Raw genomic sequence first — 15,990 nt, 5'->3', positions numbered from 1 at the left:
TGGACGCAGTTTAGAGGAAGAGTCCGGGGCCCGGGCGACTTCCTTCGGGGAATCTGACGCCCACTTTAGCAATCTTGTTCCCGTCCATGACCGCCACCGTCCAATGGGTGTTGTTCCACTCCACCTGGTCACCCACGATCGGCGCGCCCCCAACCTTGTGGGCAATGAAGGTGCCCAGGGTCATGTCCGGATCGATACCTTCGGCCGGCAAGCCATAAAGCGCGGCAACCGCTTTAAGCTGGGCGTCTCCTTCGAGCACGAAGTCGCCGAAGAAACGCAGGTCGAGGCCACGTTGTGGCGCCTGGCTGAACAGTTTTCCGAGCGCCGGCAAGTTGTGTTCATGGCCGATAACACACAGCAAATCATCGACTTCCAGCACCGTACTACCCGACGGATGGAGCAGTTGCTGGCCACGAAACAGCGCGGCGATGCGCGTGCCTTCGGGCATTTTCAGCTCGCGCAGGGGCGAACCGATGCACCATTTCTCCGCGCCGAGCTTATAAACGAACAGCTCCCACTCGCTGGTGATGTGCACTTCCAGTGCGGATCGCGAAATCGGCGCAGGCTCCGGCGGTACGGTGACCTTCAGCAGTTTGGCGACCCACGGCAGGCTTGTGCCCTGCACCAGCAGTGACACCAACACGATGAAGAAGGCGAGGTTGAAGTACAGCTGCGCGTTCGGCAGCCCGGCCATCAGCGGGAACACCGCAAGAATGATCGGTACCGCGCCGCGCAGGCCAACCCAGGAAATAAAGACTTTCTCGCGGCCATGGAACGCCTTGAACGGCAGCAGGCCGACCATCACCGACAACGGCCGCGCAAAAAGAATCATCCACAGCGCCAGGCCGAGGGCGGGCAGGGCGATGGGCAGCAAATCGTGTGGCGTGACCAGCAGCCCCAGCACCAGGAACATGCCGATCTGCGCCAGCCACGCCATGCCATCAAGCATGTGCAGGATGCCGTGACGGCTGCGCACCGGGCGGTTGCCGATCACCAGGCCACACAGGTACACCGCGAGGAAACCGCTGCCGTGCAAGGCGTTGGTCAGGGCAAACACCACCAGACCGCCAGCGATCACCAGAATCGGATACAGGCCGGCGGCGAGGTTGATCCGGTTGACCATTTGCAACATCAACCAGCCACCGCCGAGCCCGACCATGCCACCGATACCGAACTCGCGGATCAGGTGGGTCAACAGGCTCCAGTGCAAACCGGTCTGGCCGCTGGCGAGCATGTCGATCAGGGTCACGGTGAGGAACACCGCCATCGGGTCGTTGCTGCCGGATTCGATTTCCAGGCTGGCGCTCACCCGTTCGTTCAGGCCCTTGCCGCCGAGGAGCGAGAACACCGCCGCGGCGTCGGTGGAGCCGACGATGGCGCCGATCAGCAGGCCCTGGATCAGGTTCAGGTCGAACAACCAGGCCGCTGCCATGCCGGTCAGTCCGGTGGTGATCAAGACTCCGACCGTCGCCAACGACAGCGCCGGCCACAACGCCACGCGGAAACTTGAGACCCGCGTGCGCAAACCGCCGTCGAGCAGGATCACCGCCAGCGCGAGGTTGCCGACCAGATAAGCCGTGGGGTAATTGTCGAAAATGATCCCGCCGCCATCGACCCCGGCGGCCATGCCGACCGCGAGAATAATGACCAGAATCGGAATGCCGAGCCGGGAAGAGAGTGAGCTGACAAGAATGCTTGCGCCTACCAGCAACGCGCCGATCAAGAACAGGCTGTTGATGGTCGTCGCATTCAAAGGCAGTACTCCAGAAGCGTAAAGACGGGCACAAACTGACCATGCAGTCTGCGTGCCAGCGATTCTAACCTGTTGAAATGTGGTGATGTCAAAAAGGTTTTTGGTAGATCAAAAGATCGCAGCCTGCTGCAGCTCCTACAGGGTGTACATCAATCCCATGTAGGAGCTGCCGCAGGCTGCGATCTTTGCTCTTGGCGATTAAAGGCTGAACCGCCCAACCATATTGTTCAGATCCAGCGCCAGCCGCGACAGCTCGTTACTCGCCGCACTGGTCTGATTCGCGCCGGTCGCCGATTGCACCGACAGATCGCGGATGTTCACCAGATTACGGTCGACTTCCCGCGCCACCTGCGCCTGCTCTTCAGCGGCGCTGGCGATTACCAGGTTGCGCTCGTTGATCTCTACGATGGCGGTATTGATGGTGTCCAGCGACATCCCGGCACCGCGTGCGATGTTCAGCGTCGACTCAGCACGCTCAGTGCTGTTGCGCATCGAATCCACGGCGTGTTCGGTGCCGCTCTGAATGCTGCCGATCATGCGCTCGATCTCGCTGGTCGACTGCTGTGTGCGATGGGCCAAGGCACGCACTTCGTCCGCCACCACCGCAAAACCACGACCGGCCTCACCGGCACGCGCGGCTTCAATCGCGGCGTTCAGCGCCAGCAGGTTGGTCTGATCAGCCAGGCCACGAATCACGTCCAGCACCTTGCCGATGTCACGGGACTCATTGGCCAGATCACCGATCAGGCTCGCCGTGCTCTGCACGTCGGCGCTCATGCGTTCGATGGCGCTGACCGTTTCCTGCACCAGATCACGGCCGTCGCCTGCTGACGTGGTGGCGTTCTTCGAGGCTTCCGAGGTGCTTACCGCGTTGCGGGCGACTTCTTCGACCGCGCTGGTCATCTCGTTGACCGCCGTAGCCGCCTGTTCGATTTCGTTGTTCTGCTGAGTCAGGCCGCGCGCGCTTTCGTCGGTGACGCTGTTGAGTTCTTCTGCGGCCGAAGCAAGTTGCGTGGCCGAACCGGAAATCCGCTGCAGGGTGTCACGCAGCTTCGATTGCATCTTGGCCATCGCCGCCAGCAGGCGTCCGGCTTCGTCGCTGCCGTCGACGTGGATCGGCTGCGTCAGGTTGCCTTCGGCGATGGTCTCTGCCGCTTCCAGTGCTTTGGAGATTGGCTTGGTGATGCTGTTGGTCAGCAACCAGGCGAACAGCACAGTCAGGCCGCTGGCAATGATCAGCAGAGTAACCACCAGGTTGAACGACATGGAGTACTGGTCAGACGCACCTTTATCAGTTTCGGCGATTTGCTGGGTGTTGATTTCCAGCAAGCGCGCCAACGCGGCATTCACCGCTTCCGAATTGCTCAGCAAGTCGCTATTGAGCATCTGCCGCAGTTCATCGATCTGGTTGTTGCGCGACAGGGTTTTCATCCTGTCTTCCAACTGGCGGTACTGCGCGAGCAATTGCACGTACTGGTCGTAAGCCGAGCGTTCCTGTGGGCCGTCGATCATTGGCTCATAGGCGCGTTGCGCGTCGGCGATCTGCTTGTTGCGCAGTTCGAAGAGCTCGAAGGTTTTTTGCTGGACGTCCGGTTCACGGTTGATCAGCAAGCGATACGACAGCACCCGAAGACGAAGCGTCAGTTGAGTGAATTCGTCCAGGGCCTTGATCGATGGGACGCTCTCGGTGGCGATGTCTTCGCCTGCCGCGCGGATTTTGTCCATCTGGTTCAGGGCGAACACACCGAGAATCAACATCAGGCCGCCGATCAGGGCGAAACCAGTGAACGCCCGGGGGGCGATATTCATATTGCGGAGGGACATGGGCGGATACCGAAAAGGGCCGCATCCATGCGGGCTGAGACTGCTAATGCATGGCTTATCGGTCAGGCAAATGAACTCTTTAGTTCATGTGCGGATTTGTCGCACCCCGCTTTGAGCGACGAAGTGCAGGAACCAGATTGGCAGATCACAGTCTTTTAAACTCGCGAGAACGGTCGGCCGTCAGGAAAATCAAGGCTTTGCGCCGGTTTAAACCTAGCGTCCACGACGACTTTTCTTTATCGTACGCGCCCTTTGAAAAACGCTTGGAAGATCAAAATGTTGGAAGCATCCCTCAGCCAGTTGGAACAGCTCGTCAGCGACCTGGTGCAACAGAACCAGACCCTTTCGCAAACCAACCAGACCCTGTCCACGGAACTGGCCCAGGCCAAGGATGAAAACGAAAGCCTGCAACTGAACCTGATGGAACAGGAAGAAAAACACGGCGCCACCGCCGCGCGCATTCAAGCCCTGGTTGATCGCGTCAACGCAGGTCCTGTCAGCGCATGAACCACCACACAGCAGGGGTAAAAGTTGTCTCCATTCTTGGGGAGGACTATTCGATCAAGGCGCCGGCCGGGGAAGAACAGACCCTGCTGGACGCCGCACTCATGCTCAAGGCCGCGTTGGCGGACACCAAAAGGAAATACCCGACGCTGATCGGCGACCGCCTGCTGGTGCTGGCGGCGATGAATCTGTGCTCGCAGCAGATCGAAATGAAGAAACAGCACCAGCAAGAACTCGACCGTTACCAAGAGCAAGTCAGCGCCACGGTCGACACTATCGCCAAGACCATCAATCAGGGCTGATGGGGCCTTTGGCCAATGCCGCCTCGAAAGAGCGCTCTTGTTCAGAGCGCTCAAGCCCGCTCGGCGTGCCAGCGTTCAAATCTGCAATTCGCAGAAATATTGACCGCCAGATTCGTATATCACTTTGGCTTTTACAGTGCGCTTCGTTCCGTTGAAGTCGAACGTATCGTCCTTTTGCGCGGCCCACAGCATCTGGTCATGGCTGATGGGTTGTTGCGACGTCAGGGTTTCACCCGATAAGGTCACTTCAACCTTGTAATCCCAATCATGTGCAGCAAAGTGTTTTGCGCTGACCACTTTATCTGTGCTGCCTCGAAGCAGCTTCTCGCCGATATTTATGTGTAGCAGCATGTGGTCGAGCGGCTCGGCCCTTGCGGCTTTCAATTGTCTCTGGGTCATACCCGCCTCCGTTATGTGCCGTAACTTTGAAGACACGAAGGTATACCTGCAGTGTTGCGACGTAACCTGTCAGGTTTTACAGGTGTACAAGCGGCGCGCGTTAAGGGCGTGCCCCGAGGGTCAGCCTTTAAAACCACTCATCCTGCATCGCCAGGCACGTATCATCCCGCGCCTCCAGCAACGCCAACTCGTGGTGACAGCCCGGCACTTCCCACGTCAGGAAATACCGCGCCGCCTGCAACTTGCCCTTATAGAAGTCGGCGTCCGCGGCATTGCCCTTGGCCAAGCCTTCCTCGGCGCGAATAGCCTGCTCCAGCCAGCGCCAGCCAATCACCGTGTGGCCAAACACTTTCAGATACAGCGCCGAATTCGCCAGGCTGCTGTTGACCTTGCCCTGTGCAAGATCGGTCAGCAAACCGATGGTCACCACTTGCAGGCGCGCCACCAGTTTTTCCAACGGCTCACGTAGTGCGGTTAACGATTCGTACGCAACAGCGCGTTCAGCGGTGTCGGCGATCAGCCGCACCAGTTGCTTCAAGCCTGCCCCACCGTTCTGCGCCAGTTTGCGCCCGAGCAAGTCCAGCGACTGAATGCCGTGGGTGCCTTCGTGAATCGGATTCAAACGGTTATCGCGGTAATACTGCTCAACCGGGTATTCGCGGGTGTAACCGTGGCCGCCGAGAATCTGGATCGCCAGTTCGTTGGCCTTGAGGCAGAACTCCGACGGCCAGGATTTGACGATGGGTGTCAGTAAATCCAGCAGCTCATGGGCGTGCTTGCGCTCGGCTTCGGTTTCCAGTGTTGTGGTGTCATCGAACAACCGCGCCGCATACAGCCCGAGGTCAAAGGCACCTTCGACGTAGGACTTTTGCGTCAGCAGCATGCGTCTGACGTCGGCGTGCTGAATGATCGCCACGGGCGCAGTGGTTGGATCCTTGCTGTCCGGCACCCGGCCTTGCGGACGTTCGCGAGCGTACTCCAGCGAATACAGGTAACCGGCGTAACCGAGCATCACCGCGCCCATGCCAACGCCGATCCGCGCCTCGTTCATCATCTGGAACATGTAGCTCAAACCGCGATGCGCTTCACCGACCAGATAGCCGACACATTCACCGTTATCGCCGAAGTTCAGCGCGGTAGACGTCGTGCCACGCCAGCCCATTTTGTGGAACAGGCCCGCCAGCAGCACATCGTTGCGTTGGCCCAGGGTGCCGTCATCGTTGACCAGAAACTTCGGCACGATGAACAGCGAGATACCTTTTACCCCCGGTGGCGCGTCTGGCAGCTTGGCCAGCACCATGTGCACGATGTTTTCCGAGAGCGGATGATCACCGCCGGAAATAAAGATCTTGTTGCCCTTGAGGCGATAGGTGCCGTCGGCCGCGGGCTCGGCGCGGGTGCGAATATCCGACAGCGAAGAGCCCGCGTGCGGCTCGGTCAGGGCCATAGTGCCGAAGAAACGGCCATCGATCATCGGTTGCAGGAAGCGCCGCTTCTGTTCATCCGTGCCGAAGCTTTCGATCAGGTTGGCCGCGCCCATGGTCAGGAACGGGTACGAAGTCGAAGCAGCATTGGCCGACTGGAAATGCGCGAAGCAGGCTTGCGACAGCAGTGTAGGAAGTTGCATGCCGCCGGCGTCGAAACTTCTCGCAGCGTTGAGGAATCCGGCTTCGAGGAAAGCATCCACCGCCGGTTTCACCTCGGGAATCAGAATCGCCTGACCGTTCTCGTAGCGCGGCTCGTTCTCGTCACCCTTGCGGTTGTGCGGCGCGAAGTATTTCTCGGCAATGTTGCGGGCTGTGCCAATGGCGGCATCGAAGGTCTCGCGGTTGTGCTCGGCAAAGCGCTCACGCCGGGTCAGGCCCTCGGCATCAAGGACTTCATACAGCTCGAAAGCCAGATTGCGGGAACTGAGCAGCGTCTCGGACATGGCGGCCTACCTGAAATTGGGGTTGGGCCGAGTCTAGGCTTGCTGATAAACACTGAACAGGAAGATTGATAAGCGTGATGTTGGGCTAGAGCGCCGACTTAACAAACACCCCAAAACACTGTGGGAGCTGGCTTGCCAGCGATGGCGGCAGATCAGTCAACATTAATGGTGACTGACACATCGCTATCGCTGGCAAGCCAGCTCCCACAGGGATTGTTGCCATGCCGGGCACCTATGCAGGTGCCCGGTTTTTCGGTACTAACCGATGGTCATCAAACTCGCATTACCACCCGCCGCAGCGGTGTTAACACTCAACGCGCGCTCAATCACCAGGCGCTCCAGCGCAATGTTGGTCTCGCCCTGGGACAAGCCCTGAACCCCAACGATCGCGCCGGCACGCTTGGCAATCTGCTGGCAAACGCCGCGCAACTGGTCCGAATGGCCGTGGTGCAGAACGGCATCGAATACCACGTCGTCCTTGTTCCAGTCGGCTACCAGTTTGATCCGCGCCTGAATTTCCTTCGGCAGACGTGCGAACAATGCCTTGCTGATGTCGGACTCTGGCCATACCGCCGAACCGCCTACAGCCAGTACTGCGGCCAGTTGGGTCAGTAGATCGCCTTCAACGTCCGCCAGGCACAACACGTGTTCACGCGGCAGGATCGCGTAGCTGTTCTTCTCACCGGTCGGGCCGGCCAACACGCGGGTAATGCCGCTTTGCGATTGCGCGGCGTACTGAACGCACAGGGTGCTCAGGTCAGCGAACTTGTTGCTGTCAGCCCAGGCTTTCAGGGCGGTCAACGGCTTGCTCATGGCGTCACGCAGGCGAATGTCCGGGGCTACGGCAGCATCACCGCGAGCGAAGGATTGTTCGATAGCATCGGTAGGACGCGTCGACAGCAAGCGATACAGGTACAGCGGGCCACCGGCTTTCGGGCCAGTCCCCGACAAACCTTCGCCGCCGAACGGCTGCACGCCGACCACAGCACCGACGATGTTGCGGTTGACGTAGACGTTACCGGCGTTGACGTTGTCGATCACCTTGGCGATGGTCTCGTCGATACGGGTGTGCACGCCGAGGGTCAGGCCATAACCAGAAGCGTTGATCTGGCCGATCAACTGGTCGATCTCTTTGCGCTTGTAGCGAACCACGTGCAGCACCGGGCCGAAGATCTCGCGTTGCAGCTCGTCGAAGCTTTCCAGTTCGATCAGGGTCGGCATGACGAAGGTGCCGCGTTTGACTTCTTCGGTGTCAGCGATAGCCACCTGGTACACGTTGCGACCTTTGTCGCGCATGCCCTGGATGTGCTTGTCGATGCCGGCCTTGGCTTCGGCGTCGATCACCGGTCCAATGTCCACGGACAGACGCTCTGGGTTACCGAGACGGGATTCAGCCATGGCACCTTTAAGCATTTCGATGACGCGATCAGCAGAATCTTCCTGCAAGCACAGTACGCGCAGGGCCGAGCAACGCTGACCAGCGCTGTCGAACGCCGAGGACACTACGTCGATCACGACTTGTTCAGTCAGAGCAGACGAGTCGACGATCATCGCGTTCTGGCCACCGGTTTCGGCGATCAGCGGAATGGGGCGACCCTGGTTGTCGAGGCGACCAGCGATGTTGCGTTGCAGCAGACGCGCGACTTCGGTGGAGCCTGTGAACATCACGCCTTTGACGCGATCATCACCGACCAGGCCTGCGCCGACGGTTTCACCGCGACCCGGCAGCAGTTGCAGCACGCCTTCCGGAATCCCGGCTTCGAGCATCAGGCGCACAGCCTGAGCCGCCACCAGCGGGGTTTGTTCGGCCGGTTTGGCCAGTACCGGGTTACCGGCAGCCAGAGCGGCGGCGACTTGACCGCTGAAGATCGCCAACGGGAAGTTCCACGGGCTGATACACACCACAGGGCCCAGTGGGCGGTGGGCGTCATTGCTGAAGTCGTTGCGTGCCTGCACCGCGTAATAACGCAGGAAGTCGACAGCTTCGCGGACTTCGGCGATGGCGTTGGCGAACGTCTTGCCGGCTTCGCGAGCCAACAGGCCCATCAGCGGCTGGATCTCGCCTTCCATCAAATCAGCGGCACGCTCCAGAATCGCGGCACGTTCAGCGGGCGGGGTGGCCTGCCAGATCGGCGCAGCGTTCAGGGCGCATTGAATAGCGTTGTCGACGTCTTCAACCGTAGCTTCCTGCACGTGGCCGACCACATCACGGTGATCCGCAGGGTTCAGCACTGGCGCAGGCGTTTCGGTGCTGGAAGCGCAACCGAGCATCGGCGCGGCTTTCCAGTCGTTGTGAGCGGTGGCGAGCAAAGCGCAGGACAACGACGCCAAACGGTGTTCGTTGGCCATGTCGATGCCGCTGGAGTTGGCGCGCTCGGCACCATAAAGGTCACGCGGCAGCGGGATACGCGGATGCGGCAGGCCGAAGCCACCTTCCACGGTCGCCATCTGCTCGATCTGAGCAACCGGATCGGCCACCAGCTCCTGAATCGAAATCGACTGGTCGGCGATGCGGTTGACGAACGAGGTGTTCGCACCGTTTTCCAGCAGACGACGCACGAGGTACGCCAGCAGGGTTTCGTGAGTGCCAACCGGTGCGTACACGCGGCACGGACGGTTCAGTTTGCCTTCGGAAACTTTGCCTACAACCTGCTCGTAGAGCGGTTCGCCCATGCCGTGCAGGCACTGGAATTCGTACTGGCCGGGGTAATAGTTCTGACCGGCAATATGGTAAATGGCCGACAGGGTGTGGGCATTGTGCGTGGCGAACTGCGGGTAGATGACTTCCGGCACCGACAGCAGTTTGCGTGCGCAAGCGATGTAGGAAACGTCGGTGTACACCTTGCGGGTGTAGACCGGGTAGCCTTCCAGGCCTTCGACCTGGGCGCGCTTGATTTCGCTGTCCCAGTACGCGCCTTTCACCAGGCGGATCATCAGGCGATGACGGCTACGGCGAGCCAGGTCAATCACGTAGTCGATCACATACGGGCAGCGCTTCTGGTAAGCCTGGATGACGAAACCGATGCCGTTCCAGCCAGTCAATTGCGGTTCGAAGCACAGGCGCTCGAGCAGATCCAGCGACAGTTCGAGACGGTCAGCTTCTTCAGCGTCGATGTTCAGGCCGATGTCGTATTGCTTGGCCAGCAAGGTCAGCGACAGCAGGCGCGGATACAGCTCTTCCATCACGCGCTCGTACTGCGCACGGCTATAACGCGGGTGCAGTGCCGACAGCTTGATCGAGATGCCCGGGCCTTCATAAATCCCACGACCGTGAGAGGCTTTGCCGATCGAGTGGATCGCTTGTTCGTACGACGCCAGGTACTTTTGCGCGTCGTGTTCGGTCAGCGCTGCTTCACCAAGCATGTCGTAGGAGTAGCGGAAGCCCTTGGTTTCGAACTTGCTCGCGTTGGCCAGTGCTTCGGCAATGGTCTCGCCGGTCACGAACTGCTCGCCCATCAGGCGCATGGCCATGTCGACGCCCTTGCGGATCATCGGCTCGCCGCTCTTGCCGATGATGCGGCTCAGCGACGAAGTCAGGCCGGCTTCGTTATGCGTCGACACCAGTTTGCCGGTCAGCAGCAGACCCCAGGTGGCGGCGTTGACGAACAGCGACGGGCTGTTGCCCAAGTGCGGGTGCCAGTTGCCGGTACTGATCTTGTCGCGGATCAGCGCATCGCGAGTGCCCTTGTCCGGGATACGCAGCAGCGCTTCGGCCAGGCACATCAGCGCCACGCCTTCCTGGGACGACAGGGAAAATTCCTGCAACAGACCTTGGACAATGCCTGCACGACCGCCGGCACTTTTCTGGTTGCGCAGTTTTTCTGCGATGGACGCCGCGAGTTTGTTGGTGGCTTCGGCCATTGCGACCGGCAGGCGAGCCTGCTCGATCAGCATCGGTACCACTTCCGGCTCAGGGCGGCGGTAAGCGGCAGTGATGGAGGCGCGCAGTACCGATTGCGGCAGAATGCTTTCAGCGAATTCAAGGAAGCACTGGTGGGCGTGATCGTTGTGGACTTCGCCCGAGTCGTCGGCGTCCTTGGCGGACAAGCCGTTCAGCTCGGTCAGGGTTGCACCACCCTCGAGTTTTTCCAGGTAATTGAAAATTGCCTGCTTGATCAGCCAGTGCGGCGTACGATCAATCGAGGTTGCGGCGGCCTTCAGGCGCTCGCGGGTCGGGTCATCGAGTTTGACCCCAAGGGTGGTGGTAGCCATATTTTTATCCTCATGGTTGCCACAGTTGCGTGGCATCAGCTGGCGGCAAGATTAGCCGTGCGCCGAATGAGGTGCAACCGGGTGCAACCCTTTTTTTGTCGGAAATATAAGCAGCTCGTCAGGAAATATTTTCTGGTACGAAAGTGCTGCTCCTGTTTGGTGCTTTTGCTTCTAGCAACAGGCCATAACTGTTACAAAAGGGAGCAAAAACGGGGTCGTCTTCGATAAATCCGACTAGGTGCAACTTATTCTCGCGAAACTGGTTGCACCTTATTTGATTTGTTGCATAGCATTCGCGCCCAAGGTGCAACCGGAATTCCCGATGTACCCGGCTGATGGCTTTCCTGGGGAAACATCAGTCTTAAATGCGCGGGATCCCGGATCGTCTGCCAAACGTCGTCGTTTGCGAGCGGTTCACCACCGCCGCTACATAAAAACAAAGCCAGGGCGTAACTCAATGAGCGTAAGTAATCCAACCCTGATCACATTCGTGATCTACATCGCAGCAATGGTGCTGATCGGTCTCATGGCCTATCGCTCCACCAACAACCTTTCTGACTACATTCTGGGCGGCCGTAGCCTGGGCAGCGTCGTGACTGCTCTGTCTGCCGGTGCTTCCGACATGAGTGGCTGGTTGTTGATGGGCCTGCCGGGCGCCATCTATATGTCCGGTCTTTCCGAAAGCTGGATCGCCATCGGCCTGATCATCGGTGCCTACCTGAACTGGCTGTTCGTTGCCGGCCGTCTGCGCGTGCAGACCGAGCACAACGGCGACGCACTGACCCTGCCTGATTACTTCTCCAGCCGTTTCGAAGACAAAAGCGGCCTGCTGCGGATTATCTCGGCCGTTGTGATTCTGGTGTTCTTCACCATTTACTGCGCTTCGGGCATCGTCGCTGGCGCCCGTCTGTTCGAAAGCACTTTCGGCATGACCTACGAGACGGCGCTGTGGGCCGGTGCTGCGGCAACGATTGCCTACACCTTCGTCGGTGGTTTCCTCGCGGTGAGCTGGACTGACACCGTACAAGCCACGCTGATGATCTTCGCGCTGATCCTGACGCCGATTATCGTGCTGCTGGCCACCGGCGGCGTCGATACCACGTTCCTGGCGATCGAAGCACAAGATCCAAGCAACTTCGACATGCTCAAAGGCACGTCCTTCATCGGCATCATCTCGCTGCTGGGCTGGGGTCTGGGCTACTTCGGCCAGCCGCATATCCTTGCGCGTTTCATGGCCGCTGATTCGGTCAAATCGATTGCCAAGGCGCGTCGCATCTCCATGGCCTGGATGATCCTGTGCCTGGGCGGTACCGTGGCCGTGGGCTTCTTCGGTATTGCTTACTTCTCGGCGCACCCGGAAGTAGCGGGTCCTGTGACCGAGAACCACGAGCGCGTGTTCATCGAACTGGCCAAACTGCTGTTCAACCCATGGGTTGCCGGGGTTCTGCTGTCGGCCATCCTCGCGGCTGTCATGAGCACCCTGAGCTGCCAGTTGCTGGTGTGCTCGAGCGCCCTGACTGAAGACTTCTACAAAGCGTTCATTCGCAAGACCGCTTCGCAGAAAGAGCTGGTCTGGGTCGGTCGCGCCATGGTGCTGCTGGTTGCACTGGTCGCCATCGCACTGGCCGCTAACCCGAAAAACCAGGTACTGGGTCTGGTCAGCTATGCCTGGGCCGGTTTCGGTGCAGCATTCGGTCCGGTTGTATTGATCTCGGTAATCTGGAAAGGCATGACCCGTGACGGCGCACTGGCCGGTATTCTGGTCGGCGCGATCACCGTGGTCGCCTGGAAGCAGCTGGACGTGATGGGTCTGTACGAAATCATCCCGGGCTTCATCCTCGCCAGCCTGGTCATCTACATCGTCAGCAAGCTCGGTAAGCCGACGGCTGGCATGGTGCAGCGTTTCGAAGCGGCAGAAAAAGATTACAACCTGAACAAGTGATTGTTCTGAGCTGAGGCTCACTAAAAACGGCCCGCCTCCTACAAGAGGCGGGCCGTTTTTTTGTGCCCGTGTTTTCTATAGAACACTGGAAAACCCTGTAAGAGCTGGCTTGCCAGCGATGGCGGTTTGTCAGTCACTGCATCTGTTGAATGTGCTGGCCCCTTCGCTGGCAAGCCAGTTCCCACGGGGTTCAGTGCAGGGTTCGAGGGATCTGTCTGTAGTTGGATGCGGCAATTTGAGTAGGGCATTTAGACGGTCAAAGTAGGGCAAATCTGATTTTTCCGTCACCCACCCAGCCTCCCTTGCCTCTCATGCAGAATCGCCCGCCCTTCATTCTGCAGAGAGACATCGGATGTTCGCGCCTGCCAATCAACCGCGTTTCACGTTGACCCTCGAAGGCGCCCCGCACGACCTCAAAGTCCTTGAGTTCACGGGCACGGAAGCCATCAGCCAACCCTTTCGCTTCGAGCTGGAACTGGTCAGTGAGCGGCCGGACCTGGACCTCGAAAGCCTGCTGCACCGTCAGGCGTTTCTGAGCTTTGCTGCGGATGGTTCCGGTATTCACGGTCAGATCTATCAGGTCGGACAGGGCGACTCCGGGAAACGTCTTACTCGTTATCACCTGAGCCTTGTCCCGCGTCTGACGTACCTGGGGCACCGCATCAATCAGCGGATATTCCAGCACCAGAGCGTGCCGCAGATCGTTGCGCAGGTTCTCAAGGACCACGCGATCCTGCGTGATGCCTTCGAGTTTCGCCTCGGCAGCGAATACCCGGTGCGCGAATATTGCGTGCAATACGCAGAGAGTGATCTCGCGTTTATCCAGCGCCTGTGCGCCGAAGTCGGCATTCACTACCATTTTCAGCACAGTCCCGAAGGCCACCTGTTGGTGTTCGGCGACGATCAAACGGTGTTCCCGCGCCTGGCCGAGCCGACCCTTTATTTGCCGGGCACTGGCATGGCAGGCGGGGCGCCGGCGATTCAGCGCTTCAATGTTCGCGTGCAAACCCGTACCAGTGTGGTCACCCGGCGCGACTACAACTTCGAGAGGCCGCGCTTGCAACTGCAGAGTCGCATCGACGGCGAACAGAACCCGGTGCTGGAGGATTACCGCTTTCCCGGCCAATTCAACGACCGTGAAACCGGCAAGCACCTCGCCCAGCGCGCACTTGAGCGCCATATCGCCGATTACCGTCAAGCCGAAGGCATCAGCGATGAATCCGCACTGGCTTGTGGACATTTCCTGCAACTGACCGGGCATCCGCGTCAGATATGGAATGATCTGTGGCTGCTCACCGCCATCGAACACCGTGGTCGGCAGCCGCAAGTGCTGGAGGAATCGGTGACCAGTGATGGGGAAGAATTCCGTGGTTACCGTAATACCTTTCTCGCGACGCCGTGGGACGTGTTCTTTCGTCCAGCCTTGGGGCCCGAAAAGCCAAGGATGCTCGGCTATCAACCGGCAGTCGTCACCGGGCCGCAGGACAGCGAAATCCACTGCGATGAGTACGGTCGGGTCAAGGTGCAACTGGCCTGGGATCGCGACGGCGAGTTCAACGAACACGCCAGTTGCTGGCTGCGAGTTGCCACTGGCTGGGCTCACGATCGTTACGGCAGCGTGTTGATTCCAAGGGTCGGCATGGAAGTGCTGGTCGGTTTCATCGATGCCGACGCGGATAAACCGCTGGTGATGGGGTGTCTGCCAAACGCAGCGACCCCGGTGCCACTGGACTTGCCAGCGGACAAGACCCGCAGCATCTTCCGCAGCCAGAGCAGCCCCGGTGGTGGCGGCTACAACGAACTGCGCATTGAAGACAAAAAAGGCGCCGAGGAAATTTACCTGCGCGCCCAGCGCAACTGGACTCAGCATGTGTTGAATGATCAACAAGTGCAGGTCGACAACCAGCGCAGCATCGTCGTCACCGGCATCGCCAGGCATGAGTTGAAGGCTGACGAACAACGCATCACCCATGGCCAACGCCAGACTGAAGTGAGGCAGGACGATCATCTGACGGTTGTTGGCGATCGGCATATCCGCGTGAGCAATCAGGCGACTAGCGCCAGTGCGCAATTCCACGTCAGCGCCGGTCAGCAAGTGGTCATCGATGGCGGCGCCAGCGCGACGATTCAGGCGGGCGGGCAGTGGATCAACATCGGCCCCGGCGGAATTTTCAGCAGCGTGCCGATTGTGGTGGGTGGCGCGCCGATGGCGGCGATGAGCGCGGCGCCGAGTGTGCCGGGGCTGCCGGAGAATTTGGTGGCGGCTCCGGCAGCGATGCTGACGGCCGCGCAGATCATGAGTTTCAAAGGTGACGCGCCATTCTGCGAAGAGTGTGAGCGCTGCAAGGAGGGTGTTTGTGCAGCCTGAATGTCTTGATCCGCACGCATGGCTAGCGCGTGAGTCGCTGAAACCGTCGGAGCAGTTGTTCGCGATTTTCAGTAATGCCAGCGCTGCCAAGCCGCCGTTGCAGTTGGCGCCGAGCCCGGTTTGGGCGGACACGATCTACGCCGAGTGGGATGCGGTGATGCCCTTCGTGGGAATTGTCGCGGCGGACAGTGAGTTTCTGGATTGGGTGGCGACTACCGAGTCCCGCGAATGGGGTTGGTTGGCGGTGTCTTCGGCGAGCCTTGAAGTGGTGGTCGAGCATTTTCGCAGCCTGACGCAAGTGTTGATGCCAGACGGGAAGGCTGTGTTTTTCCGGTTTTGGGATGGGCGGTTTCTGTTGCCGATCCTGCAGTCTGAAGAAGTGGAATCGGCGCAGCTGTTGCCGGTGGTCGCGCGCGGACTCATTAATGGTCAGCCTGTTGATATCGGGGGCAGGGCACAGGTTTCGGGGCGGGTGTTTCCTTGGTGGGCGGTGCCTGATTCGGTGTTGGCCTTGAATGGTGATGAGGTTCAGGTCAGCAATGCTGTGCAATGGCTGAGCGAGGAACATCCGGCGTTGTACGAGGCATTTCCCGAGGCTGTTATGCGCTGCAAGGTCAGGCAGTTTTTCCGGGTTGCAGTGTCGGAAGAATCGTCGCAATCGGCGTTATTGGAGTTTTTGCTGGCAGAGTCGGTGTGAAATTTCCGGGCGAAGGCCTCGGACGTTTCCTTCGAGTTGCGGCGGTTTTCATGAACTGG

Annotated in this window: 9 protein-coding genes and 2 pseudogenes; 5 read left to right on the top strand and 6 right to left on the bottom strand. The window is 59.5% G+C overall.

Going from position 1 to position 15,990, the window contains the following annotated elements; translation table 11 throughout:
- Positions 1-10: 10 nt before the first annotated feature.
- From AB4P92_RS12910 to AB4P92_RS12900, 3 genes and pseudogenes are all read right to left on the bottom strand, one after another.
- Positions 11-1,753, bottom strand: coding sequence for a potassium/proton antiporter (locus AB4P92_RS12910; RefSeq protein ID WP_042557305.1), 1,743 nt, complete (start codon positions 1,751-1,753; stop codon positions 11-13).
- Positions 1,754-1,951: 198 nt separating this feature from the next.
- Positions 1,952-2,551 (bottom strand): annotated as a pseudogene (locus AB4P92_RS12905) (methyl-accepting chemotaxis protein); the annotation flags it as partial.
- A 303-nt stretch (positions 2,552-2,854) separates the two neighbouring features.
- Positions 2,855-3,511: pseudogene (locus AB4P92_RS12900) on the bottom strand (MCP four helix bundle domain-containing protein); the annotation flags it as partial.
- A 342-nt stretch (positions 3,512-3,853) separates the two neighbouring features.
- Between AB4P92_RS12900 and AB4P92_RS12895 the strand changes: the two are divergent.
- Both AB4P92_RS12895 and AB4P92_RS12890 read left to right on the top strand, forming a co-directional pair.
- The gene (locus AB4P92_RS12895) at positions 3,854-4,084 is read left to right on the top strand and encodes a hypothetical protein (RefSeq protein ID WP_042557307.1); all 231 of its coding nucleotides are present in this window, start codon (positions 3,854-3,856) and stop codon (positions 4,082-4,084) included.
- The gene (locus tag AB4P92_RS12890) at positions 4,081-4,383 is read left to right on the top strand and encodes a cell division protein ZapA (protein ID WP_042557308.1); all 303 of its coding nucleotides are present in this window, start codon (positions 4,081-4,083) and stop codon (positions 4,381-4,383) included. Before AB4P92_RS12895 ends, AB4P92_RS12890 begins: the two co-directional genes overlap by 4 nt.
- Positions 4,384-4,458: 75 nt before the next feature.
- Here the strand turns inward: AB4P92_RS12890 and AB4P92_RS12885 are convergent, their stop codons facing one another.
- From AB4P92_RS12885 to putA, 3 genes are all read right to left on the bottom strand, one after another.
- Positions 4,459-4,782 carry a hypothetical protein gene (locus AB4P92_RS12885; RefSeq protein WP_395599489.1) on the bottom strand — a complete coding sequence of 108 codons (324 nt, stop codon included), beginning with the start codon at positions 4,780-4,782 and terminating at the stop codon, positions 4,459-4,461.
- A gap of 127 nt (positions 4,783-4,909) precedes the next feature.
- Positions 4,910-6,712 carry an acyl-CoA dehydrogenase gene (locus AB4P92_RS12880; RefSeq protein ID WP_395599488.1) on the bottom strand — a complete coding sequence of 601 codons (1,803 nt, stop codon included), beginning with the start codon at positions 6,710-6,712 and terminating at the stop codon, positions 4,910-4,912.
- A 258-nt stretch (positions 6,713-6,970) separates the two neighbouring features.
- Positions 6,971-10,924 carry a trifunctional transcriptional regulator/proline dehydrogenase/L-glutamate gamma-semialdehyde dehydrogenase gene (putA, locus tag AB4P92_RS12875; protein WP_395599487.1) on the bottom strand — a complete coding sequence of 1,318 codons (3,954 nt, stop codon included), beginning with the start codon at positions 10,922-10,924 and terminating at the stop codon, positions 6,971-6,973.
- A 457-nt stretch (positions 10,925-11,381) separates the two neighbouring features.
- On the opposite strand from putA, the gene putP reads away from it, so the two are divergent.
- From putP to AB4P92_RS12860, 3 genes are all read left to right on the top strand, one after another.
- Positions 11,382-12,866, top strand: a complete 1,485-nt coding sequence (gene putP / locus AB4P92_RS12870) for a sodium/proline symporter PutP (protein ID WP_047299443.1) — start codon at positions 11,382-11,384, stop codon at positions 12,864-12,866.
- A 352-nt stretch (positions 12,867-13,218) separates the two neighbouring features.
- On the top strand, positions 13,219-15,234 hold the full coding sequence (locus tag AB4P92_RS12865) for a type VI secretion system tip protein VgrG (RefSeq protein WP_395599486.1): 2,016 nt from the start codon (positions 13,219-13,221) through the stop codon (positions 15,232-15,234).
- The gene (locus tag AB4P92_RS12860; protein WP_395599485.1) at positions 15,224-15,931 is read left to right on the top strand and encodes a DUF4123 domain-containing protein; all 708 of its coding nucleotides are present in this window, start codon (positions 15,224-15,226) and stop codon (positions 15,929-15,931) included. Before AB4P92_RS12865 ends, AB4P92_RS12860 begins: the two co-directional genes overlap by 11 nt.
- Positions 15,932-15,990 lie beyond the last annotated feature (59 nt).

The sequence above is a fragment of the Pseudomonas sp. A0308 genome, from assembly GCF_044218815.1.
Taxonomy (GTDB): Bacteria; Pseudomonadota; Gammaproteobacteria; order Pseudomonadales; family Pseudomonadaceae; genus Aquipseudomonas; species Aquipseudomonas iridis.
Note: the sequence above shows the minus strand (reverse complement) of the source record. Positions and strands in the feature narration are given on the sequence as shown.